Origin of the sequence: Bartonella acomydis, assembly GCF_039543025.1 — a bacterium.
In the GTDB taxonomy this organism is placed as follows: Bacteria; Pseudomonadota; Alphaproteobacteria; order Rhizobiales; family Rhizobiaceae; genus Bartonella; species Bartonella acomydis.
Genome location: NZ_BAABIY010000097.1, coordinates 47,062 through 72,148, shown reverse-complemented (window position 1 = coordinate 72,148; position 25,087 = coordinate 47,062). Strand labels below are relative to the sequence as shown.

Below are 25,087 nucleotides of genomic sequence, written 5' to 3'. Positions count from 1 at the left end.
TAGATCTCAGTCTCTATGCACTTTAGCTTGCTGCCGATGCAACGCCATCAAACGTGAAGCAGAAGAATCAAAAGATTTTTTCCACCCCGCTGAACCTGCATTGACCATAAAATACTCCTGCGCATTAAACGGACTTTCACCTCTTTGCGGTGTTATACGTCTTGATTTTCCATTATTGAGTATATCAAAGCTTTGTTGATTATCAATAATATTAGCCAACATAATTTGTAAAAGAATCTGCTTGCGAACCATTTTATTCAAAATAGGAACCAATATTTCAACACGGTAATCCAGATTGCGAGGCATCATATCAGCAGACCCCAAGTAAACAAGTGCATTTTCATTCGGCAAATCTTCGCCGTTACCAAAACAAAACACACGACTATGTTCAAGAAAACGCCCTACAATTGACTTTGCACGAATATTATCCGAAATTCCCGGAATACCAGGACGCAAACAACATATGCCACGCACTACCAAATCAATCTGTACACCCGCTTGACTAGCACGATACAAAGCATCAATAATTTCAGGATCTACCAATGCATTAACTTTTATCCAAATAGCAGCAAACCGCCCCCGCTGCGCATTGATAATTTCTCCTTCAATATGCTCTAAAATACGACTACGCAATGTTAAAGGTGAAAAAGCAATCTTCATTGTTTCATTTGGACGTTCATATTGAGCAATATAATTAAACAATAATGCAACATCCTGGGCAATATCATCATCAATAGTAAAAAAAGAAAGATCGGTATAAACCTTAGCATTAATAGGATGATAGTTCCCCGTTCCAAGATGAACATAAGAGCACAAGCGCTTTCCTTCACGCCTCACAATAAGTGACATTTTAGCATGTGTTTTTAAGGTAACAAAACCAAAAATAACTTGAACACCGGCACGTTCAAGATCACGTGCCCAACGAATATTCGCCTCTTCATCAAAACGTGCTTTAAGCTCTACCAAAGCAGTCACAGACTTGCCCTGTTCAGCAGCCTCAATCAAAGCACTGACAATTGGACTATCATTCGATGTACGATAAAGAGTTTGTTTGATTTCCACAACATTCGGATCGTGAGCCGCTTGACGTAAAAATTGTACAACTACATCAAAAGATTCATAAGGATGGTGAATAACCATATCATTTTCACGAATAGCCGCAAAACAATCTCCCTTATGCACACGAATAGATTCAGGAAAACGAGGATTATAAGGGATAAATTTCAAGTCATCACGTGGAATAGAAACGATCTCTGAGACCATATTAAGCGCCAAAAGCCCATCAAGAATGCTGTTATAATTACCAGGAACAACAAGGCCATTTGTTATAAATTGACGTAAAGTATCCGGCATTTTCGCATCAAATTCAATTCGAATAACCTGGCCACGGCGGCGCCTCTTAAGAGCAGTTTCAAAAAAATGAACAAGGTTCCTCGCCTTTTCTTCTACTTCAATATCACTATCACGAATAACCCTAAATAGACCGCTTCCCTTAACTTCAAAATTGGGAAATATATAATCTATAAAAAAACTAATAACATCTTCACAGGCAATAAAACGAAAATTACTGTCCTCTTGAGGAAGAAGAATAAAACGCCTTAACGCCATTGGAAGTGGCAACAACACTATAGTAGAGGATTGATCAACACCCCGAGACAATTGGAGAGCAAGTGAAAGCCCTAAATTAGGAATAAATGGAAAAGAGTGAATAGAATTAACAGATAAAGGTTTGAGAACGGGAGCAATTGTATCAAGAAAATATTTTTTGAGCCATAATTTTTCAATTTCTGAAAGCTCATCAAAACAAATAATTTCAATGTTATTCTGTTTTAATTCATGACGTAAAATATGCAATTCTTGTAATTGATAAGTCTGCAATCGTGAAATCTCAGCTAACACAAAATCAAGTTGCTCTTGCGGTGTACATCCATCTGCACTGCAAGTTGTAACTCCAGAACGAATTTGAGCAACAAGTCCAGCAACACGAACCATAAAAAATTCATCAAGATTTGCTGCAGAAATAGAAAGAAATTGTAGCCGTTCTAATAAAGGATGCCTTGGATTAGTCGCCTCCATTAATACACGTGTATTAAATTGTAACCATGAAAATTCTCTATTCACAAACCTCTTCGGATTTTTCATTGTTATATCCGATAGAGAAATTTGATCTGCCACCCTCTGTTCCATATAGTTTAGCTAAGCTTCCTCTATACTTTCTAACGTTCTTATGATTAAATATCTCATAGAACACTTTATAATATCTTACCCTTTAATAATGCATTTTTCTCATGTTATTGACATTAAATATTTGAAATTATTGCTAATACGCAAAGTGCTAAAAACAGAGAATGAACCCATTAACATAAAAGACAGTGCGTTTGTTTTTTAAGCACCTTGCATTATCATAAGCTTTATTACAAACTCATCTATGTAAAAAGTACAAATCATACCTGATGAGACAATTTTATCCGGAGCTTGATACCATGGCTGATCATAAAATTCCCCACTTCCAAAACAACCTTGGATATAAAATAATCGAGATCGGTGTAAAAAAATTTATGTGTGTGGGTGCTACACAACCGTTCGACCATCCCCATATTTTTATTGACATGGGGGCAGCTGATGAAAAAATTTGCCCTTATTGTTCAACACTTTATCGTTATGTTTCCTCATTATCATACAATCAAACGAACCCAACAGGATGTTTATATCATCCTCAAAATTCATTATAAAGCATTTTCTGCTTTTTCAATATGAAGAAAACTTATGGATCAATCGCCAATCATCGTTGGAGGAGGAATTGCCGGTTTAAGCACCGCTTTGGCACTCGCCCATAAAGGAATAGCAAGTACTCTTATCGAAAAATGTCAACAGCTTGAAGCTGTAGGGGCTGGTATTCAGCTTACTCCAAATGCGACACGTATACTTGCTCAATGGGGAATTCTTGATAAACTTACGGAAATGGGAACAATACCCCATTTCCTTGAATTAAGAGATGGGATATCTTTAAAAACGCGTTTGCGTGTTGATCTTATCAATTTGTCGGAAAAAAATTGGAAGTTCCCTTATATTACACTTCATCGCGCTGCCTTACAAAAAATTTTATACAACGCTGTTATAGGAAATTCTTTTATTAAATATAAAACAGGCGAAACTGTTATATCAGCTACTCCTATGGAATCTGGTGGCATTCATATAAAAACGACCAAAACAGATGCATCAAATCAAACAAAACAACAGCAATTTTACTCAGCACCGCTTCTTATCGGATGTGATGGAGTTTGGTCAACATTACGGCAATTAACACCTTTTCATGAAAGAGCAGATTTTAGTGGCTTTATTGCGTGGCGTGCTACAGCAGAATTCAAAAATCTTCCTAAAGATTTTTGTTCTTTATTGCAAAATGTGAAAACAATTACTGCTTGGATGGGACCTCAAAATCATCTTGTTGTCTATCCTCTTCAATCATCAGCAGAACTATTTAATTTTGTAGCCATCACACATGGAGAAAATTCAAAAGAAGGATGGACGCATAAAGGAAATAAAGAAAATTTGAAAGCTCTTTTTAAAGATTGGCATATGCAAATTTTGCAAATCTTTGACCATATTGATGCGTGGAGCTATTGGCCACTCTTTCAAATGAAACAACACCGTTTTTTAGGCTTAGAAAGACAAGTGTTTGTTGGGGATAGTGCACATGCAACCCTTCCTTTTGCAGCACAAGGTGCTGCTATGGCAATAGAAGATGCGGCCACATTAGCAGAAATACTCTCTTATAAAGATCTTTCATTAACAAAAGGGCTTTCACTTTATAAAGAAATACGTACACCTCGAATGAGAGCCGTAAAAAAACGAGGAGATTTTAACAGAATAGCCTACCATGCAACTGGCCCCATAGCAATTGCACGTAATTTTATCATGAAAATTCGCACACCAGAGAGCATCATGTCTAACCTTCATTGGCTTTATAGCTATGATGCTATAAATTCCATAAATGCGTATGGTAAAAACTTATAATTCCTCTACATTTCGGCTATACAAATCAAAAAGCATATCTTCTCAACTTTATTGATTGAGCAAGCAATTTAATATAACTTACAGTAATAAAAGAAAAAATTTTTAGAATTTATAATCCAATAAAAAACTAAACCATCCATAAAGCTAAAAATCTCTTTCAAGACAAGCGTTCACTTTACAATTCTTGATTTAAGTTAACTCCACATCAATAATGCCCTGAATAGCTTTCATAGAACTTGCTACACGTGAATTAACCTTATATCGCTTTGGGAGTGTAATTTCGACCTCTCGTAATCCATCTTCTTGAATCAAAATAAGCCCTACCTCCCCATTCCCTCCGGGACTTAAATTTTGCTCAATCTGCGATAGCATATCAACCGTTTTTATAAAGAGGCGCATCATTTTGTGATTCTGTGATGCTTCCTTTTCCAAAGAGTGGGCTGTCTCTAATCGCAAATTCACACCTTCAGAACGATTTTCGGCACTCACCGTAATAATAAAAGATTTTCCAGGTTCTAGTATCGCTTCATAATCGGAAAGTGTCTCAGAAAAGAGAACTGTCTCATACTGCCCACTCGTATCAGAAAAATGAATAATCCCCATTTTCTTACCAGACTTTGTTTTACGTACTTGTTTTGCCACAACAGTTCCAGCTAACCTTGCAGCAGTAGCCCCTCCTTTGACAGCATTGGCAAAATGAGCCCAACTTTGTACACGTTTTTTAGCAAGAATCGTTTGATATTCATCCAAAGGATGCGCAGAAAAGTAAAAACCTATTGCTTGAAACTCTCGATGCAGTTTTTCATCCAGTAACCACGGAGACGTTTGCGATAAAACTAAAGGCTCTTTTAATCCCCCCATCATGCCAAATATATCAATTTGTCCACTAGAATTGTTTTCGAGAATACGAAGTGCACGTGCATGAAGCGTTCCAAGACTTGCCAATAAAATCTCACGTGCAATATGAAAGCAATCAAAAGCGCCAGCACAAATCAAACTTTCCATCGCACGTTTATTTACAATACGCGGATCAATACGCGCACAAAAATCTTCTAGATCTTTAAAAACTTTCTTCCCACGACAAGCAACAATATGATCTACAACGGCTTCCCCTACACCTTTAATGGCAGCAAGAGAATAATAAATACAGTTATCGCCAACCTCAAAAACACGATATGATGTTTGCACACAAGGAGCAATAACTTTAATACCTAACCTTAATGCTTCACGCCGAAAATCATTTAACTTATCCGTATTTGTCATATCATAAGTCATTGAAGCGGCTAAAAACTCAACGGGATGATGTGCTTTCATATAGGCAGTTTGATAAGAAACAATCGCATAAGCAGCAGCATGTGATTTATTAAAACCATAATCTGCAAATTTTGCTAAAAGATCAAAAATAATATTAGCTTGATCTTTATCAACACCACCAGCAACGGCTCCATTTACAAAACGCGTACGCTGTTGTTGCATTTCTTTATGAATCTTTTTACCCATAGCGCGCCGCAATAAATCCGCTTCTCCAAGCGAATAACCAGCAAGCACCTGAGCAATCTGCATCACTTGCTCCTGATAGACAATAACACCTTGTGTTTCTTTAATCAGATGATCTATTTTAGGATGAATAGAAGCAATTTCCTCTTCTCCATGTTTACGTGCGTTATAGGTTGGGATGTTCTCCATTGGTCCAGGACGATAAAGCGCAACAAGAGCAATAATATCTTCAATACAATCAGGCCTCATTCCAATCAGTGCCTTACGCATACCAGCACTTTCCACTTGAAACACACCAACTGTTTCACCACGTGCCATCATAGCATAGGTTTCCTCATCATTGAGAGGAATATTCGACAAATCTATTTTGACTGCCTTTCGTGCAACAAAATCTACTGCCATTTTCAAAACAGTAAGTGTTTTTAATCCAAGAAAATCAAATTTGACCAGCCCTGCTTGTTCCACATATTTCATGTTAAATTGTGTCACAGGCATATCGGAACGCGGATCACGATACATCGGGATAAGCTCTGAAAGCGGCCTATCACCAATCACAATTCCTGCTGCATGAGTTGATGCATGACGATAAAGCCCCTCCAACTGAAGTGCGATATCTAATGTTCGTCCAATGAGAGGATCTTTTTTCTTTTCTTCCTCAAATTTAGGTTCATCTTTGATAGCATCCGCTAATTCAATTTGACTACCAGGTTTAGCAGGAACCAATTTTGTAAGATAATCCACCTGGCGATAAGGAACTTCCAAAACACGTCCAACATCCCGCAACACCGCACGTGCTTGTAATTTACCGAAGGTAATAATTTGCGCAACTTGATCACGTCCATATTTTTTCTGCACATAATGAATCACTTCTTCGCGCCGCTCTTGACAAAAGTCGATATCAAAATCCGGCATCGATACACGATCTGGATTCAGAAAACGTTCAAAGAGAAGAGAAAAACGTAATGGATCAACATCAGTAATAGTCAATGCATAAGCCACAAGTGACCCAGCACCAGAACCACGCCCTGGACCAACGGGAATACCATGAGCTTTCGCCCATTTTATAAAATCTGAAACGATAAGAAAGTAGCCAGAAAATTGCATACGTGTAATAACAGAAACTTCATAATCAAGCCGCTGTTCATAATCTGCAATGCTATATCCTTCAGCCAATCCAATTGTCTCGAGGCGTATTTTCAAACCAGCTTTTGCTTGATTTAACAATTCACTATCTTCTACCTCTAAACTACAGTTTGAATCAACAGATTTCTCGATAAAACGAGGTAATATTGGTTTTCGAACTGGCGTAGCAATATGACAACGCAATGCAATTTCAACACTGTTTTCTAAAGCTTCTGGAAGATCAGAAAACAATGTCACCATTTCATCTTGTGATTTCAAATAATGATCTGGCGTCACACGCTTACGCTCTGGATTAGAGACAATTTGTCCTTCCGCAACCGCCATAAGCGCATCATGAGCCTCATACCCTTCTTTATTCAGAAAAAAAGCTTCATTGGTTGCCACAAGAGGAATTTCATATTTATAGGCCAACTCAATAAGTGCAGCTTCTATTTGTCGATCAAAAGAACCATGCCGCTGTAATTCTACATAGAGACGATCGGCAAAAACTTTTTTTAAATCGGTTAAACGTTTAATAGCACGTTCTTTTTTCTCTTCTGTTAAAGAAAAATTAATAGGTCCTCCCTTACCACCTGTTAAAGCAATGATTCCTTCACTACATGATGACAGCCAATCGATTTTGATATGAGGCGGATCAGTATTAGATTTTTCAAGGTAAGCACGGCTGACAAGACGCACTAAATGTGCATAACCAATCTCACTTGCAGCGAATAAAACAAGAGAGCAGAAATCAGCAGGATGGTGCCCTTGGGAAGGAAGCAAATTATCACCTTCATCGGCAAAATCAATTGCAAGCTGGCAACCAATAATCGGTTGTATTCCATAAGAGAAACAATATTGCGAAAATTCTAAAGCACCAAATAAATTATTTGTATCAGTAATAGCAATCGCTGGTGTATGATCTGAAATTGCATGCTGAACAATTTGCGGAATCTTTAAAGCTCCCTCGAGCAGTGAATAAGCAGAATGCACCCTCAAATGAATAAAGCGAGGAAGGGTATTCTTTTTATCTCCTATTTTTCTTTTATCTTCTACCACTCTCACAATACCCCACTACAAAATAAATTGTTTAAATCGCAGCTCTTATCTGCCTTAACAAGAGAGAACTTGCTCAGTTATCTCACCTTTAATCTATAAGTTTATCACCCCTGCATATGAGCAAGCTGTTTCAGTTTATTGCTATTTATAAAAGACTTTCATCAAGAAAATATCTCTATTCACAGCAAATAAATAGATAAAAACAAAAAGAGAAAATCATAGAGAATATTATGAATATTGCTACTCTTTCTTGCACTTTTTATTTTATGCATTCTTTAAATTTTGATTTTTCTGCTATGACTTATCCCCAAAAAGCTCTTTCAAAGCACTAGAAAAAACAAAAAGAGCAAGCTAAATTTACTTATGCTTCCAAGCCTTATTGTCCCCCTTTTTCATTCTATTCGTATCCTTTCTGGGATTACACCAAAAGTTTATAGCTTGTTAGCAAAAGTCTTAAACATAAATCTCACGCAACGCGAACCCACCCTTATTGATCTTCTTCAATTAATGCCCCATTCCGTTATAGATCGTAGAATACGTCCAACTATTGCTGATGCACAAGAAGGAGTTACCATTACTCTTGAAATTGTTATCGATCAGCATCAGCCACCACCAATGGGCCGTAATCGATTACCTTATCGGGTCACAGCACATGATCTAACAGGAAAAATAAATTTAGTTTTCTTTCATGCTCAATCTACTTGGTTAAGAAAACAACTTCCGGAAGGAAAAAAAGTCATTGTATCAGGCAAAGCTGAACGTTTTAACGGGCAGCTGTCAATGGTACATCCCGACCATATCATAGCAAGCGAACAATCACACCAAATGCCCTTAGTCGAACCCATTTACCCCTCTACTGCTGGCCTTTCGACAAAAACCCTAAGACGTGCAATACAAAATGCCCTTGATTATATTCCTCTTTTACCAGAATGGATAGAAGAAAGTGTCAAAAAACAGCACAATTTTTCTTCTTTTCCCGTTGCTTTACGCCGTATTCATGCCCCCATCGATCCCAATGATTTAACTCTAGAGAGTGCAGCACGCAAACGTCTCGCCTATGATGAATTGCTTGCTTGTCAATTGGCTCTTGGACTGGTGCGTTTGCAAACAAAATCTCTTGTTGGAACATCTCGACCGCCAACAGGTGTTTACACTAAAAAATTGCTGCAAGTTCTTCCCTTTCAACTGACAAATGGACAAACAAAAGCAATACATGACATTGCCAATGATCTTGCTTCAGCAAAGCCAATGCTAAGACTTCTTCAAGGTGATGTAGGAGCAGGAAAAACCGTCGTGGCACTCATGGCAATGGCACAAATTGCTGAAAATTCAGGACAATCCGCTTTAATGGCCCCAACAGAAGTTCTTGCTAGGCAACACTTTGCAACAATTACCTCGTTTGCCGAAAAAATTGGCTTACAAACAGTTCTTTTAACAGGCAGAGAAAAAGGAAAAGTACGTACAAATATTTTGAAAGCTATTCACTCAGGTCAAGCTTCTCTTATTATCGGAACCCATGCGCTCATACAAGAAAATGTTTCCTATCATAATCTTTCCCTCACCATTATCGATGAACAACACCGTTTTGGTGTACATCAACGTCTTGCCCTTACAGCAAAAGGTCATAAGCCTGATATGCTCGTCATGACTGCTACTCCAATTCCGCGCACACTGGTTTTAACAGCTTTTGGCGACATGGATGTCTCTCAACTTACAGAAAAACCCGTGGGACGACAGCCCATTACAACAGCAACACTTTCTTTAAAACGCATTGATGAACTCATAGAACGCATTACCCTTGCAATAGAAAAAGGAGAAAAGCTCTATTGGATTTGTCCTTTAGTGGAAGAATCGACAGCTCTTGAACTCACTTCAATTGAAAGTCGTTTTGCTCTTCTCCAAGAGCGATTTGGAGCGCGTGTTGGGATAATACATGGCAAAATGTCAACAGATGAAAAAGCAGCAGCAATGGCTTCCTTTAAAGATGGAAAGATAAATATTTTAGTTGCAACCACAGTCATTGAAGTAGGCGTAGATATTCCCGATGCTTCGATCATTGTCATTGAACATGCGGAACATTTTGGTCTTTCACAACTACATCAACTGCGTGGTCGTGTAGGACGGGGAGATAAAAAATCCTCTTGTATTTTGCTCTACAAAGATCCCCTAACAAAAATGGCTGCAACACGTCTTAATATTATACGTGCTACAGAAGATGGTTTTAAAATTGCTGAAGAGGACTGGCGCCTGCGAGGAGAAGGAGAGCTTTTAGGCACACGACAATCTGGCATGCCCGAGTTCCACATAGCAAATCTTGCTGTACATAGTGATCTTTTATCAATGGCAAGAAGAAATGCACGCCTATTCCTACAACGTGATCCGCACCTTTCCTCAGAACAAGGACAAGCTTTACGTTTACTTCTTTATCTTTTTGGACGCGAAGATGCTACACGTTTACTGCGAGCAGGATAATAATAAAAAGCACTCAAATAAATTTAAAAAACTTATAATTTATCTTTTTGAGCCGTAAAATTCTGTTATTTAAAATAGAGATATAAGATATGTAAAACTTCATACATTAAATATTTTAAGTAGTGCGTAACAAATATTTGGAACAAGACTTACCCTTAGAATCTATAAAGTGAACCATACAAGTGGTCAGCAACAAAAAATTGAGAAAAGCCATGCCGTTTATAAACCAGCACTGTTAAAAACTTTTGTCGTTTAGAATAAAGAGGAAATCAATCAAAAACTCTCTTGTTCTTATAATGTATATTAATCGCCCTCAAAAAATAATTTCATCTAAAAGCTCTAGTTTTACCTTCAAACTTATGGAGCAACAACAAACCAATCTTAGCACTTCACCCCCACTTCCAATATTAGTTAGTCCTTGCATGACAACAGTTCATAAAAGCAAATTTAGCTTTTTTCAATTTTGTCTATTCACATATCTGATTCCTTTTCTGACATACAAGAAAAGTTTTTTTGATTCCGAAACAAAATGGAAAAAATGAGAAAATATTCGTATGCAATATCCTTAACCAATCTGTAAAAAATAAATTATGCATCCCCATTAATGTGTTATCTCTACTCTTTCAAAATTTTAAAGACATAAAATTATTTTTACTCAACAGTAACTGATTTTGCCAAATTGCGGGGTTGATCAACATCTGTTCCTAATAAAACAGCTGTATGATAAGCAATTAACTGAATAGGTAAAGCATAAATAATGGGCGTAATAAATTCTGGAACATCAGGCAAAATAATCGTTGATAAAGTTTCAAAATGAACGGTTTCTGCCCCTCTTTTATCAGTTATCAAAATAATACGGCCATTTCGCGCTGCCACCTCTTGCATATTAGAAAAAGTTTTTTCAAACCATCGATCATAAGGGGCTACAACAATTACCGGAATAGTCTCATCCACCAACGCAATTGGCCCATGTTTTAACTCACCTGCCGCATAACCTTCAGCATGAATATAAGAAAGCTCCTTCAGCTTAAGTGCTCCCTCCAAAGCAATTGGATACGAAGTCCCACGCCCAAGATAAAGAACCCCTTTTGCATGCGCCAAATCACGACAAATATGTTCAATTTTATCATCCAGCTTTAGAACTTCATTTAAAAGACGCGGAACTTCTGCCAATTGCTGGACAAACTGATGCTCTTCTTCCTCTGAAAGATACCCCCGTTGCTTAGCAGCACCAAGCGCCATGACAGCAAGTGTTGATAACTGACAAGTAAAAGCTTTTGTGGAAGCAACACCAATTTCTGGTCCAGCAAATATTGGTAGAACAAAATCCGCTTCTCTTGCCATTGTCGATTGCTCAACATTAACAATTGTCGCTGTTTTCACACCATGTTCACGACAATAACGCAAAGACGACAATGTATCAGCCGTTTCACCAGATTGAGAAACAAACATTGATAGCACATCACCAGTAAGAGGTGGTTCACGATAACGAAACTCCGAAGCAACATCATTATCGATACTTAAAGCAGCAAATTGTTCAAACCAGTAACGTGCAACTAAAGTCGAATAGTAAGCTGTCCCACAGCCTGCAAAAACGATCCGATTAATATTTTTCCAATCAATCAAATTTTCAAGTGAACGAACCGTATGATTTCCAAGATCAAGATAATGCGCTAAATTATGAGAAATCACCTCAGGTTGTTCAAACATTTCCTTGTGCATAAAATGACGGTGATTACCTTTAGAAACCAATAAATTTTCTCCAAACAATGTTGTAATAGGACGTTTTACAAATTGATTATTTACATCGTAAATTGTGACACTCTCTCGTGTCAAAACAGCCCAATCTCCATCCTCCATATAACTAACACGATCTACGAAGGGAGCCAAAGCAATAGCATCAGATCCAATAAAAACTTCATCCGTTCCATAGCCAATTGCCAAAGGTGGCCCAGAACGTGCAGCAATCATAAGATTATCTTCACCTTCGAAAATGAGAGCAATAGCAAAAGCACCTTGCAATCTTTTCCAACTTTCACGCACAGCTTCCAGCGGAGAGAGCCCACTGTTTAGAGCTCGCGTAATTAAATGTGCAATAACCTCCGTATCTGTTTCTGTTTCAAAGCAATAACCATCTTCAATAAGTTCCCTTTGCAATTCTATAAAATTTTCAATAATACCATTATGAACAATTGCAAGCTTTTCCGTTACATGAGGATGCGCATTCCGTTCTACAGCAACTCCATGCGTCGCCCAGCGCGTATGACCAATTCCTAAATTTCCTTGTAGAGGCGTTTTTTTTAACTTTTCTTCTAAATGAACAAGCTTCCCCTCAGCGCGCATACGATAAAGACACCCGTTATGGATTGTTGCAATACCAGAGGAATCATAGCCTCTGTACTCAAGACGTTTCAAACCATCAATCAAAGAGGATGTAACACATCGATTTCCGAGAATTCCGATAATCCCACACATTTAAAAGCTCCAACTCACATCCCAGATTTATAGACCAAAACCAACAAATACCCTTCACGTAAAACTTTAAGCTACCAAATAACTCAAATGGAGAGCACGGCAAATACTTAACAATAAGCCCCAAAGACAACTGGTAGCTTATCATAAAGCATAGAAGAGATCGAAAATGATCACTTTTTTTGTTTACCCTCTAATAAACGCGTACGCAGTTTTGTTGCATAATCTTCTTTTATTACTTGTCGTGCACGTCCAAAAACCATACTGTTTACAGGAGCATTTTTCGTAATAACACTTCCTGAAGCAATATAAGAACCATTCCCTATTACCAATGGAGCAACAAGCGCTGAATTAGATCCAATGAAAGCATAATCACCAATCATCGTTTTATATTTGTGAAAGCCATCATAATTGCAAGTAATCGTTCCAGCTCCGATATTGGTATGTGCACCAATTTCTGCATCGCCAATATAACTCAAATGATTAATTTTAGAAGCTTCTCCCACCTTAGCTTTTTTGACTTCACAAAAATTTCCAATCTTTACGGATCGTGCCAACTCTGTTCCAGGACGTAAACGTGCATAAGGTCCAATCCGTGCATCTACACCAACCACCGCCCCCTCTAAATAACTAAATGCATGAATAATTGCACCAGATTGCACTTTCACTCCCAAGCCAAAATAAACATTTGGCTCAATGACAACCCCTGGTTCAATCTCTGTATCATAAGAAAAATAAACCGTTTCTGGTTTAAGAATTGTCACACCAGATAACATCAAATCACGTGCTTTACGCTTTTGCCATAAAGCATCAGCCCTAGAGAGTTCAAAACAGTTATTAATCCCTATAATATTTTCAAAAGGCACTTCAACGAGACGAACATCTAATCCTTCACGTGCTGCAATAGAAACAATATCTGTGAGATAATATTCTCGCTTGACATTATGATTACTAACCTTCTCTAAAAGAGAAAGCGCATACTTTCCATTAAGAGCAAATATCCCACCATTACAAAAAGAAAGCTTCTTTTCTTCATCACTTGCATCTTTTTCTTCTACAATCCCTATCAGTTTACCATTTTTCTCAAGAAGACGCCCATAACCCGTTGGATCTGGAGTGCGAAAACCAGCAACAACAACATCTGCCCCAGCAGCAAGTTGTGCACGAATTTGTAGCAATGAATCCTTTTCAATCAAAGGAGTATCAGCAAAAACAATGAGCACATCATCAATCTCTTTCTGCAAAGCTACACGCGCAGAAAGAGCAGCATGCGCAGTTCCCAAACGCTCTTTTTGCTCAAAAATCATCGCATTTTTTGCAAAGGATTGAACAGTTTCACAAACATCTTTAGCAGCAAATCCCACAACAACTGCCAATTGCGAAGTGCCCACTGATTCTATTTGTTTTATGACATGGCATATAAAAGGCAAACCAGCAATTTTATGCAGCACTTTAGGAAGAGACGATTTCATACGCGTCCCTTCACCTGCTGCAAGAACAATAGAAAGACAATTTCTAACCATAAAAACACATAAGACTAACGAGAAAACCTAAAAAAATTCACAATATTATGCCAACGAATAGCTTCAACATCACTCAACGAAGGATAATGTTCCAAAAGCCAAAAGGAAAGATCCTGCATAGAGCCTGTTAAAAATAAAACACCCGTAATAACCAAAAAAATACCAATAACTTTTTCAACTTTTCCTAAATGAATACGAAAAACTCCTAAAAATCGCATAAAACTGCTAGAAAATAAAGCTGCTAATATAAATGGCACACCAAGACCTAACGCGTAAACAGCCAAAAGGAATGCTCCCTCACCTACAGTTTCTTTTGTTCCAGCAAGAGTTATAACAGGTCCTAAAATTGGACCAATACATGGTGTCCAACCAAATGCAAAAGCTAACCCAATAACGTAAGCCCCTAAAGGACCAGCTGGCGTTCCCCGCATTTGAAAACGTGCTTCACGAAATAACAAAGCAATTTTGAAAAGACCCAAAAAATTTAAACCAAAAATGATAATAACAATACCCGCAGCAATTGCAAACCAATCACGATAAGAACCGATAAACTTACCAACTGTGCTAGCACTAGCACCTAAAGCAATAAAAATGGTTGTAAAACCAAGCACAAAAGCAATAACAGAAGATAAAAGCCCCCAACGTATAAACTCTTTCCCATTATATTTTTCTGAGCGAAAATCATCAATCCCAATACCTGCCATATAGCACAAATAAGGAGGGACTAATGGCAAAATACATGGTGATAAAAAAGAGAGTGCACCAGCAAAAAATACACCAACTGTTGAAATTTCTATTGCCAAAACCCTCTACCTATCTCTGCCTTATGGCGTAAACTTCTATTAATTCATTTCTTCATCAATTTGTTGCATATTTTGCGCATTTGCTACCACGCTTACCTCATCATCACGACCAGAAACAACAGAAAAAACTTTCTGGTAAATTTTATCTTGATTTTTAGCAACGGCAATATACTCCCCTTCAGCTAACACGAGTGAAACATAGGCGCCAACAGTCTCATAAACGATATCACCAGAATCATTCGTTATAGACCAACTCGTATCTGCGAGGGCTTGCCCTCCTTCTTGCCGAACCAACTTTAAGACAATTTGTGCCGCCTGATGTTCAAGAGTAACTTCAGTAATTTTCCCCGCATCTACCTGGATATCGGAGCGAACAGTCGCATTAATAGAACCATAATGGGAAGCAACATGATAATGACCAGCTTTCAAACGCACAACGGACTGAGCTTTAATATTAGATAAAATGACACCAGTCTCATCATTTTCTTTTTCATCCTCATAAAGAGTGAAACGTAATTCCTTTTCATTGATGATACCATTTAACAATGTAGCGTTTAAAATAACACCACCAGCATCAAGATTAAACTTCTTAATGAGATTTTGTCCACTTTCCAAATTCACATGCTGCACAGCACTTGCATGACCAAATGAAACATACACAAGATAACTTCCTGGCTCTAAATCAAAATGTGCACTTCCACCTTCATAAGTTGCAATGAGTGGTAATTTATTATCAATCCCTAAGATGGGTGCATAAATCCGCCATACGAGCCCTTTCACAATATCTTCATTGCTGTTTTTTAATCGAGCCTTTAAGACAAGTTGGCTTTGAGAAATAACATTTTCTTTTTCATGATCTTGAGACTTTACAATAAAATGCGTTGATTGTTCTTGTTGATGATCTTTCTCTCGCCCTTCTTCAGATAAGACAGCGCTAGTCCAAATCAATAAGTTAAGTACCACACTCAACCACAACCACCGACACAATATTTTTGTAAGAATACCCATTTTTACATTGTTGACCAAAGTGATAATTTTTTCAAGAAACAATATCGCAAAGCCATCACTCTTAAATTGAAAAACTCACACCACACCCACAAAATGAAACAGCATTTGGATTATGAATTTGAAAAGACTGTCCCATAAGATCATCAACAAAATCAATTTCAGCCCCTTCCATGAAAGGTAGTGAAAGGGAATCAATAAAAACAATTGCCCCATTTTTTTCAAGAACGAGATCATCTTCACGCTTTTCAGAAACCAAACTATATTTATAAGAAAATCCCGAGCACCCACCACCCTCAACGGAAATACGTAACCCTATTTTATCGGATTCACTCGAAAGTATCTGCGCAATCCGCTTGGCAGCAATATCTGAAATATTCACACGCATTCCTATATATCCTTGCATTAAACTATCAAGAAAGAGTATCCCCACTAAAAGAGAAGTTTATTCGTATAAGCCAACCTCAATTTTAAGATGAGAATGGACAGCTTGCAATGGATATAAGCAATATTAGTATCAATTATCAATCTCGAGCGGTCTATAGTTCCAACCCGCAAACAAGCCGTGGTAGATTATTCTATGAGAAGGCCAATACCCTGCGGTCACCTTTTCAACGAGATAGAGATCGTATTATTCATTCTAATGCATTCCGACGCCTTAAACACAAAACGCAAGTGTTTATTGCTGATGAAAGCGACCACTATCGTACACGACTGACACATTCAATAGAAGTTTCTCAAATTGCTAGGACACTAGCCCGTGCACTCTTTCTTGATGAAGATCTTGCTGAAGCCATTGCCTTGGTTCACGACTTTGGGCATACACCTTTTGGCCATGCTGGGGAAGATGCCCTTCATGAAGCAATGACACCCTATGGCGGCTTTGACCATAATGCACAAGCATTACGTATTGTTACAAAATTAGAACAGCGCTATGCAAATTTTGATGGACTTAACCTCACATGGGAAACTCTCGAAGGACTTGTAAAACATAACGGTCCTCTTTTAGGTCCTTATGCGAAAAATAAAGATATTCCTATCGACATCCTAGAATACAATATAAAGCAGGATCTTGAACTAAACTATTTTGCTGGACTAGAAGCACAATGTGCTGCTATTGCTGATGATATTGCTTACAATGCCCATGATATTGATGATGGGCTGCGTTCGCAATTTTTAACACTTGATCAGTTCGAAGAAGTTTCACTGACAGCCTCAATATTAAAAGAGATAACAGACGAATATCCACAACTTGATCAAACAAGGCGTGGTTACACACTTGTGCGAAGACAAATAACAAGCATGGTTGAAGATGTTATACAACAATCACAAAAGAACTTAGCACGAATAAAACCAACGGGCATCAACGATATTCACCGGGCAACACAAACTATTGTGGCCTTTTCACCCACAATGGCAATCTACGAAAAAGAACTAAAAGACTTTCTGTTTAAAAATCTTTATTATCATGATCAGGTTCTCAAGCGTCGCAGTACAGCAAAATGCATTGTACAAAAATTATTCGACTGTTATTATAAAAATCCGGATACAATGCCTGAAAGTTGGTGCAAAAAAGCAGCACACTTAAGAGATCATGCATTAGCACGTCTCATTGCTGACTTTCTCTCAGGTATGACCGATCATTATGCTCTGCGTGAATATCACCGTTTATTTGACCACACAGATAATTTCATTTAATTGCTTTTGCAATAACACCATGATGGAAATTAAATATGAATGTCTTTAAAAATTTCGAGAAAAAAATTAAAAAAATACTCGAATCAGCTGATATAAAAGGAAAAAATGGAGAAAATTTAGATTTATCAAAAATCACCGTTGATCCTCCACGCGATTTTTCCCATGGTCATTTATCCACCAATGCTGCCATGGTGCTTGCAAAGTCTATTGGATTAAATCCTCGTATCCTTGCAGAAAAAATCATAAATCTCCTCAAAAATGATTCCTCTATTGAGAATATTAATGTTGCCGGTCCTGGTTTTATCAATATAAAACTTACCAAACTATTTTGGCAAGATGTTATAAAATCAATGCTTGAATTAGGCCTCTCTTACGGCCGTGTCTCCATGGGGCAAGGAAAACGCATCAATGTTGAATATGTATCAGCAAATCCAACAGGGCCAATGCATGTGGGACATTGCCGAGGTGCTGTTGTTGGAGATGTTCTCTCTAATTTGCTGCAATTTGCCGGCTATAACATTACAAAAGAATATTACATTAATGATGCTGGTCAACAAATCGAAATCCTCGCTCACTCTGTGCTCTTACGCTATCGCGAAGCTCTTGGAGAAAAAATCAGTAAAATTCCAGAAGGCCTTTATCCTGGTGAATATTTGATACCGTTGGGACAAGCACTTGCTCAAGAATTTGGTAATCAACTTCTCACTATGGATAAAGAAAAAGCTTTATCTCTCGTGAAGGAACGTGCAATTCATGCAATGATGACAATGATTCGTGAAGACTTAGCTGCTCTTAATATATATCATGATATCTTTTTTTCAGAGCGAATGCTTTATGCAGATAATGCACGTGCTATTCGGAATACCATTAATGATCTCACTTTAAATGGTTATATTTACAAAGGAACACTCCCACCACCAAAGGGACAAAATGTAGAGGATTGGGAGCCAAGCAAGAAAACCTTATTTCGTTCAACAGATGTTGGTGATGATCAAGACCGTGTCCTCATTAAGTCTGATGGTTCTTACACTTATTTTGCGGCTGATGTTGCTTATTTTCGTGATAAATTCAATCGCCATTTTGACGAAATGATTTATATTCTAGGTGCAGATCACGCTGGTTATGTAAAACGGCTAGAAGCGATGGCAAAAGCAATTTCTAGCGATAAAGCTAAATTGAGTGTTTTCTTATGCCAATTAGTAAAACTCTTCCGCAACGGTCAACCTGTACGCATGTCAAAAAGAGCAGGGTCATTTGTCACTTTGCGCGACGTTGTAGAAGAAGTTGGTCGTGATCCAGTGCGTTTCATGATGCTGTATCGTAAATGTGAAGCCCCCCTTGACTTTGATTTTGCAAAAGTAACAGAACAATCAAAAGATAATCCTATCTTTTACGTACAATATGCAAGTGCACGTTGTCACTCAGTCTTTCGTCAAGCGCAAGAGGCTCTTCATATTGAAAACTTTTCAAATGATACAATGACAGCACATCTTAACAGATTAACAGATGATCACGAAATATTGTTGATACGCAAACTTTCTGAATATCCACGTATTATTGAACAAGCAGTCGTTCATAAAGAACCCCATCGATTAGCGTTTTATCTCTATGAACTTGCCTCAAGTTTTCATACCCATTGGAATAAAGGCAGTAATAATCTCAATTTACGCTTTATTCAGCCTCATGATAAAGAACTCTCACTCGCCAGATTGGGATTAATACAAGCTGTTATAAATGTTTTAACATCAGGACTTACAATTGTAGGAGTAGAAGCACCAACAGAAATGCGTTGAAAAAGTTCTATAAATACATAAAATAGGTACTTTATTGATAAACTTTTTTGTATATCTGTATCATAGGAGGGGGAAATTTATAATTTAGTATAACAAAATCAAAATTAACCATTTATTGCACGCAAATGCAGTTTATCATGTGAGAGAAGCTATGAGCGATAAAGATCGCAAAAATCCGCACGAAAGAAAACAAGATCATGAACACCATGATCCTTTGGAAAGGCTTACACGGATTTTTAACCCGCACAAACAATACGAAAACCAAAGTGATCTATCTCCAACACAGACTGATCAATCGATATCTCATTCCTCTAAAGCTTTATCCCCTAAATTTTCATCCTATGATGATTTTGATTTGTCCTTTTTAGAAGCGCAACTTGAAAATGATTTAACGAATGATTTGCCCTTTGATGACCAAAAGAAGCAATGGGATTCACCCACACACACGCTTGATCAAACCTTAGATATTACACCAACTTCTTCTTTCAATAATTTAGAAAGAAAGGGTTTTTTACTTGAAGAAGAACATCTTTCTCCGATGTGTCATGATGAAGAGCAAATTTTAGATTCACTTTCCCCCTTACCTATCCCCAAAAATCAACCGCAGCAAAATAAAACGACATCAACCCATCCTGATCCTTTTTTTGAAAAAAGTGATCTTAATGTACAATCAGAAAATTTCTTTTTTGATGAAACCGATAAACACGCTAAGAGAACAACCTTGCCAAAAGACGCCGAACAAATGAGCCCTTTTTTACCAACAACCTCTCAGCAAGAAAATACTGCGCATATACAACAAAATTATGACAACAATCAAAACTTCTATGATACTAAAGTTTCAATTGATCAAGAAAATCAAACTCATAAATATCATACGGACACCTCCCTTCCTTCTTCAGATATGTTTTTCTCTTCTTCTGAGTTCATTTCAGAGAAAGAAGATACTGGAAGAAATAAAACAACAAAAGGTTTTCCATCAGATTTTTCTTCAACACAAAGAGGTAAACAGCCTGATTTAAAAGGTTTTCCACAAGACCATCATACAAGCAATTATCCCTCATTTTATGAGGAAGAATCTTTACAACAAAAAGCACATGCCATCTCCTCAAAAGAATATCGTGATACTCAAGCCCAGTACATTAATAATACAGAGAATATCTCTGGACAAAATGATAAAAAAGAAGTGCTCTATAATCAAAATAATTTGAATGATATGCACGCCTCATCAGAAACTCCCACGATAAAACAAACCGATAGTTTTTTTGCGCATAACTATACACATCGCAGCACTCCTCCTCCCAAAGTCGATACTTATAAATTTGCAGAGGAAATTGTGGAAAAGACCGGCCCCATTATGGTTCCTGAAGTTCCCTATGAAGCTCCAGAATACGATGTACCAACAGATGGTTTGAAAGAAGAATTTGCTGATATACTCAACGTCGGACACATTGCAGAAGAGCGTTTTTCGCAGCAGCAGCAAAAAAATGAAATCTTCAATGAAATTTTTCATCAAACCACGCATAATCCAAGAGATGACGCATATACAAATTCACAAACTCAAAACGCTAACTATTTTCCTACTGACAATGTGGATTATAATTCTTCTTCTTTGACTGAGAAACCACCACACAGAGGCATAGAAGAAATCTCTGCACATGCAACCGCCTCTCATTCAAAAGGTTTTATGATTGGTAAAACTCTTACCAAAAGTGCTGTTCTTCTCATTTTAATAGCGATTGGTTTTGTTGGTTATTCTCATTTTTTTACAGCATCACAAAAAAATGAAGCTGTCCCCATTATCCATGCTGATAATACGCCTTTTAAATTTAAACAAGAAACAGCTGAAACAAAAAATGATGTTGCACATAATTTAGATATTTATAAACAAGAAACGGGACAAAATGAAAAACAAGACAATACACAACAATTTCTTATTGATAACTCTGAACAACCTGAAAAACTATCGGAAATAAACCAACAAGAAACTACAAGTTCTTCATCTCCTTCTTTTGCTGAAGCTGAGGTTGAAGATGCTGTCACTGAAGCCATCAATCACACCATTCCAACGCGAGAAGTACAAACCGTTATTGTAAACCAAGATGGTACAATTTTATTAGCAGCAAAAGATCACGTAGAAAGAAAAACCACTGATGAAGCAAAAGAGACGACTGATCAAACCCCTGTAGATCAATTTGAAGACTTTTCTCCTGTTGCTTCACACGAGTCTGAGATAAATAACAAAGAAACAAGAAATGACTTCACGAATGATATTGACACAATAATAGCGGAAAACACTTCTACTCCTCATATGAAAGAAAAAACTATACCGCTTCCTACACATGCAGAGAGAAATTTAGAGCGACAAACACATACTAAGTCTCATCCAACACTATCAAGTCAAGTGGTTACACAAAATTCAGAAGGTTATTACGTGCAACTTGCATCCCAGCCAACTCATGCACTGGCTAAGAATTCTTTAAAGAAAATGCAATTGAGATTTGCAGCTCTTATCGGTGCTCGTCCTTTAAATATTCAGCCTGCTCTCATACCAGGGAAAGGAACCTATTATCGTGTTCGTATTCAAACGCAAAGCCGGAATGATGCTATAAATCTTTGTGAAAGCATTAAAAATTCAGGAGGTAGTTGCTTCATCACGCGCTAAATATATAAGCAGCGGCTGTTAAAACCACTGCTTCATTTATTTTGATGAGAATTAATTTGTTGATTAACTTCATGAGTTAACATCCATTTTCTCAAATTTTTCTTTTTTATAGATTTTAAAAATTTTACCCCTTAATCCAATGGTGGATTGATTTTCTCTCAAGGATTTTGTTCATGAGATGAAAATGATCCTTACCCCTTATAGCTATAAGATACTGGAATTGTTGAATTGGAATCTGTTCTCGTACTTGGTATCGTTTGGCTTGATTCTGTTGTATTATAGTGAGAGAGGGGTTCAGGAGATTTTGCAAAAAAAGATCCCCAAAAGCCAAAAATAAGCCAGAGTATAAAGAGTGCAAGAAGAATGGCAAGAATACCTCTCGCAATCGAATTGCGTTGTTCACGTTCTTTTTTTTCTGCAGCCATACGTTCCTCGTATGTATGGTAATTTCTATCAATCATAGTAAATTCCTTTTCTCGACTCCCCTGCCTTTAAGTTATAAGATATGCATATATGAAATGATTCAGACAGTTATCTTGAAAAACGACAAATATGTATAAAAGTTCCTGATGATTTGATAGAATTGAAAAAAGTGCATGAAAACAGTAATAAAAATACCTCTCAAAGGCATTGACATAACTAATTTGCTAAGAATAAAGTTGTGATGAAAGCGCCTCATTATTGTTTATAATAAAGAATATCTAGAAATCAAGCATATCCTCAAAGGTTTTACTTATGAAATCTCCTACATCATCACTTTCATTCAAAATAGAACAACACCCATCACCACTGTCAGATGAGAAACGCGAAGAATTTCTAAAAAGTCCTGGTTTTGGCCAAATTTTTACGGATCACATGTGTATTATTCAATGGACTGAAAACAAAGGTTGGCATAACGCTGTAATTTCTCAATACAAACCTTTAGAAATGAGTCCTGCAAGTGCTGTGTTGCATTATGCGCAAGAAATTTTTGAAGGTCTAAAAGCATATCGTGCAAAAGATGGACGTATTTTGTTATTCCGCCCTGATGCTAATGCAGAACGTTTTATAGCATCAGCAAGAAGATTAGCCATGCCTGAATTGCCAAAGGATATTTTTCTAGAAGCTGTTCACCAATTGGTAAAAATTGATCAGAAATGGATTTCTGGAAATCCCAATGCCAGCCTCTATATACGTCCTTTCATGTTTGGTAATGAAAATTTTTTGGGAGTTCGCCCTTCTAAAGAATATATTTTTTGTATCATAGCATCTCCTGTTGAATCCTATTTCAAAGGAGAAGAAAAACCTGTCAATGTATGGCTTGAAACAGATTATAGCCGTGCTGGTCCTGGTGGTACAGGTGCTGCAAAATGTGGCGGAAACTATGCAGCTAGCTTACTTGCACAAAAAATTGCAACCGAAAACCATTGTAGCCAAGTACTCTTTCTTGATATGGTTGAACATAAGTGGATTGAAGAGCTTGGTGGTATGAATGTTTGTTTTATTATGGCAGATAATACACTTGTAACACCTGCACTTAATGGAACCATCCTTCCTGGAATAACACGCCACTCAATTTTACAGTTAGCTCAACAAATGGGATTAACGATAGAAGAGCGCCCTTATTCTTTTGAAACACTCAAAGAAGATGCACGGAGTGGTCATCTTAAAGAAGTCTTTGCTTGTGGTACAGCAGCTGTCATCACATCAATTGGTCGTTTCAAATACAAAGATGGTGAGATCATTATCGGAAATGAAATGATTGGTGAGGTGACAAAACAACTTCGTACTCAGCTTGTTGACGTTCAAAAAGGCAACAAAGAAGATAAAAATGGTTGGGTACATTCTGTAGAGCTCTCATAACAAGAAAATATATCTTAAAAAATCACCAATGCTTCCATGAAGATGCCTTTTAGAACTTTCATGGAGGCATATACTTTTATAAGATGCTTTTTATTTTTTAAGAGCGGCAGAAAAGACGGGATTACCAAATTTTGAATAGTCTCTATGCTGTGCTCTAATATTACGGATTGTACCTGTATGTGAACGCATCACAAGAGTTTCTGTCTGGATATAACGGCGAGTAAACTTAACACCAGAAAGCATATTGCCATCCGTTACACCTGTTGCAGAAAACAACACATCACCCTTTGCCATTTCTTCCATGGTATAAACTTTATGAGGGTCATCAATCCCCATTTTAGCCGCACGTGCGATTTTTTCGTCTGTATCAAGCTGCAAACATCCTTGCATTTGCCCTCCAATACAGCGTAAGGCTGCAGCTGCTAACACTCCCTCTGGAGCTCCACCAATCCCCATATAGATATCAATACCCGTTTCTTCTGAATCCGTTGTATCAATAACAGCCGCAACATCCCCATCACCAATTAAACGAATTGATGCCCCCATTGCTCGTACTTCCTCAATCAGTTTTGTATGACGAGGTCGATCCATCATACAAACAGTAATCTGATTAACACTCACACCTTTAGCCTTTGCAAGAGCATGAATATTGTCAGCAGGAGAAGCATCTATATCAACAATCCCCTTTGGGTAACCAGGACCAATAGCAATTTTTTTCATATAGACATCAGGAGCATAAAGGAGATTACCCTTTTCAGCAATGGCAATCACAGCTAAGGAATTAGCAAGATTTTTCGCACAAATTGTCGTTCCTTCAAGTGGATCCAGTGCAATATCAATAGCTGGTCCATTTTGAAGCCCCACTTTTTCTCCGATATAAAGCATGGGAGCTTCATCACGTTCACCTTCACCAATTACCACTGTACCATCAATAGGCAAGCGATTAAGCTCTTGACGCATTGCATCTACAGCAGCTTGATCAGCAGCCTTTTCATCACCACGCCCACGCCAGCGTGCAGCTGCCACAGCAGCACTTTCAGTTACGCGTACCAATTCGAGCGTTAAAATACGATCAAGTCCATTTAAAGTCTTTTGAGTTGCGAGCATATAAAAAATCCTACT

The 25,087-nt window shown here is 37.6% G+C and carries 16 protein-coding genes; 7 read left to right on the top strand and 9 right to left on the bottom strand.

The window, feature by feature from the left end:
• Nucleotides 1–6: 6 nt before the first annotated feature.
• Nucleotides 7–2,187 carry an RNA degradosome polyphosphate kinase gene (locus ABD909_RS08315; protein WP_345097454.1) on the bottom strand — a complete coding sequence of 727 codons (2,181 nt, stop codon included), beginning with the start codon at nt 2,185–2,187 and terminating at the stop codon, nt 7–9.
• A gap of 296 nt (nt 2,188–2,483) precedes the next feature.
• Here ABD909_RS08315 and ABD909_RS08310 point away from each other — a divergent pair, with 296 nt between their 5' ends.
• Both ABD909_RS08310 and ABD909_RS08305 read left to right on the top strand, forming a co-directional pair.
• Complete coding sequence (locus ABD909_RS08310) at nt 2,484–2,732, top strand: zinc-finger domain-containing protein (RefSeq protein WP_345097453.1); 249 nt, start codon at nt 2,484–2,486, stop codon at nt 2,730–2,732.
• A 34-nt stretch (nt 2,733–2,766) separates the two neighbouring features.
• A complete protein-coding gene (locus ABD909_RS08305; RefSeq protein ID WP_345097452.1) occupies nt 2,767–4,017 on the top strand; it encodes an FAD-binding protein in 1,251 nt (416 codons plus the stop codon).
• A 189-nt stretch (nt 4,018–4,206) separates the two neighbouring features.
• Here the strand turns inward: ABD909_RS08305 and dnaE are convergent, their stop codons facing one another.
• Entirely contained in the window at nt 4,207–7,695 is a 3,489-nt protein-coding gene (dnaE, locus tag ABD909_RS08300; RefSeq protein ID WP_345097451.1) for a DNA polymerase III subunit alpha, read from the bottom strand.
• A 363-nt stretch (nt 7,696–8,058) separates the two neighbouring features.
• Between dnaE and recG the strand changes: the two genes are divergently transcribed.
• Entirely contained in the window at nt 8,059–10,167 is a 2,109-nt protein-coding gene (recG, locus tag ABD909_RS08295; protein ID WP_345097450.1) for an ATP-dependent DNA helicase RecG, read from the top strand.
• A 651-nt stretch (nt 10,168–10,818) separates the two neighbouring features.
• Here recG and glmS read toward each other — a convergent pair.
• The 5 genes from glmS to ABD909_RS08270 all read right to left on the bottom strand — a co-directional run bounded on the left by glmS (nt 10,819) and on the right by ABD909_RS08270 (nt 16,358).
• The gene (glmS, locus tag ABD909_RS08290; RefSeq protein WP_345097449.1) at nt 10,819–12,642 is read right to left on the bottom strand and encodes a glutamine--fructose-6-phosphate transaminase (isomerizing); all 1,824 of its coding nucleotides are present in this window, start codon (nt 12,640–12,642) and stop codon (nt 10,819–10,821) included.
• A 170-nt stretch (nt 12,643–12,812) separates the two neighbouring features.
• On the bottom strand, nt 12,813–14,162 hold the full coding sequence (glmU, locus tag ABD909_RS08285; RefSeq protein ID WP_345097448.1) for a bifunctional UDP-N-acetylglucosamine diphosphorylase/glucosamine-1-phosphate N-acetyltransferase GlmU: 1,350 nt from the start codon (nt 14,160–14,162) through the stop codon (nt 12,813–12,815).
• Nucleotides 14,163–14,176: 14 nt separating this feature from the next.
• A complete protein-coding gene (locus ABD909_RS08280) occupies nt 14,177–14,965 on the bottom strand; it encodes a cytochrome c biogenesis CcdA family protein (protein ID WP_345097447.1) in 789 nt (262 codons plus the stop codon).
• 39 nt (nt 14,966–15,004) lie between these two features.
• Nucleotides 15,005–15,973, bottom strand: coding sequence for a carboxypeptidase regulatory-like domain-containing protein (locus ABD909_RS08275; RefSeq protein ID WP_345097507.1), 969 nt, complete (start codon nt 15,971–15,973; stop codon nt 15,005–15,007).
• Nucleotides 15,974–16,034: 61 nt separating this feature from the next.
• Nucleotides 16,035–16,358: a HesB/IscA family protein gene (locus tag ABD909_RS08270; protein WP_345097446.1), complete on the bottom strand. Its 324-nt coding sequence runs from the start codon at nt 16,356–16,358 to the stop codon at nt 16,035–16,037.
• A gap of 107 nt (nt 16,359–16,465) precedes the next feature.
• On the opposite strand from ABD909_RS08270, the gene ABD909_RS08265 reads away from it, so the two are divergent.
• The 3 genes from ABD909_RS08265 (at nt 16,466) to ABD909_RS08255 (ending at nt 22,123) form a co-directional block, all read left to right on the top strand.
• Nucleotides 16,466–17,668 carry a deoxyguanosinetriphosphate triphosphohydrolase gene (locus ABD909_RS08265; RefSeq protein WP_345097445.1) on the top strand — a complete coding sequence of 401 codons (1,203 nt, stop codon included), beginning with the start codon at nt 16,466–16,468 and terminating at the stop codon, nt 17,666–17,668.
• Nucleotides 17,669–17,703: 35 nt separating this feature from the next.
• The gene (argS, locus tag ABD909_RS08260; RefSeq protein ID WP_345097444.1) at nt 17,704–19,461 is read left to right on the top strand and encodes an arginine--tRNA ligase; all 1,758 of its coding nucleotides are present in this window, start codon (nt 17,704–17,706) and stop codon (nt 19,459–19,461) included.
• Between the two features lie 151 nt (nt 19,462–19,612).
• Nucleotides 19,613–22,123 (top strand): SPOR domain-containing protein, encoded by a 2,511-nt coding sequence (locus ABD909_RS08255; RefSeq protein WP_345097443.1) that lies wholly within the window; start codon nt 19,613–19,615, stop codon nt 22,121–22,123.
• 191 nt (nt 22,124–22,314) lie between these two features.
• On the opposite strand, the gene ABD909_RS08250 is transcribed toward ABD909_RS08255, so the two are convergent.
• Complete coding sequence (locus ABD909_RS08250) at nt 22,315–22,584, bottom strand: hypothetical protein (RefSeq protein ID WP_345097442.1); 270 nt, start codon at nt 22,582–22,584, stop codon at nt 22,315–22,317.
• 274 nt (nt 22,585–22,858) lie between these two features.
• Between ABD909_RS08250 and ABD909_RS08245 the strand changes: the two genes are divergently transcribed.
• On the top strand, nt 22,859–23,965 hold the full coding sequence (locus tag ABD909_RS08245; protein ID WP_345097441.1) for a branched-chain amino acid aminotransferase: 1,107 nt from the start codon (nt 22,859–22,861) through the stop codon (nt 23,963–23,965).
• A gap of 90 nt (nt 23,966–24,055) precedes the next feature.
• Here the strand turns inward: ABD909_RS08245 and glpX are convergent, their stop codons facing one another.
• On the bottom strand, nt 24,056–25,072 hold the full coding sequence (glpX, locus tag ABD909_RS08240) for a class II fructose-bisphosphatase (protein ID WP_345097440.1): 1,017 nt from the start codon (nt 25,070–25,072) through the stop codon (nt 24,056–24,058).
• Nucleotides 25,073–25,087 lie beyond the last annotated feature (15 nt).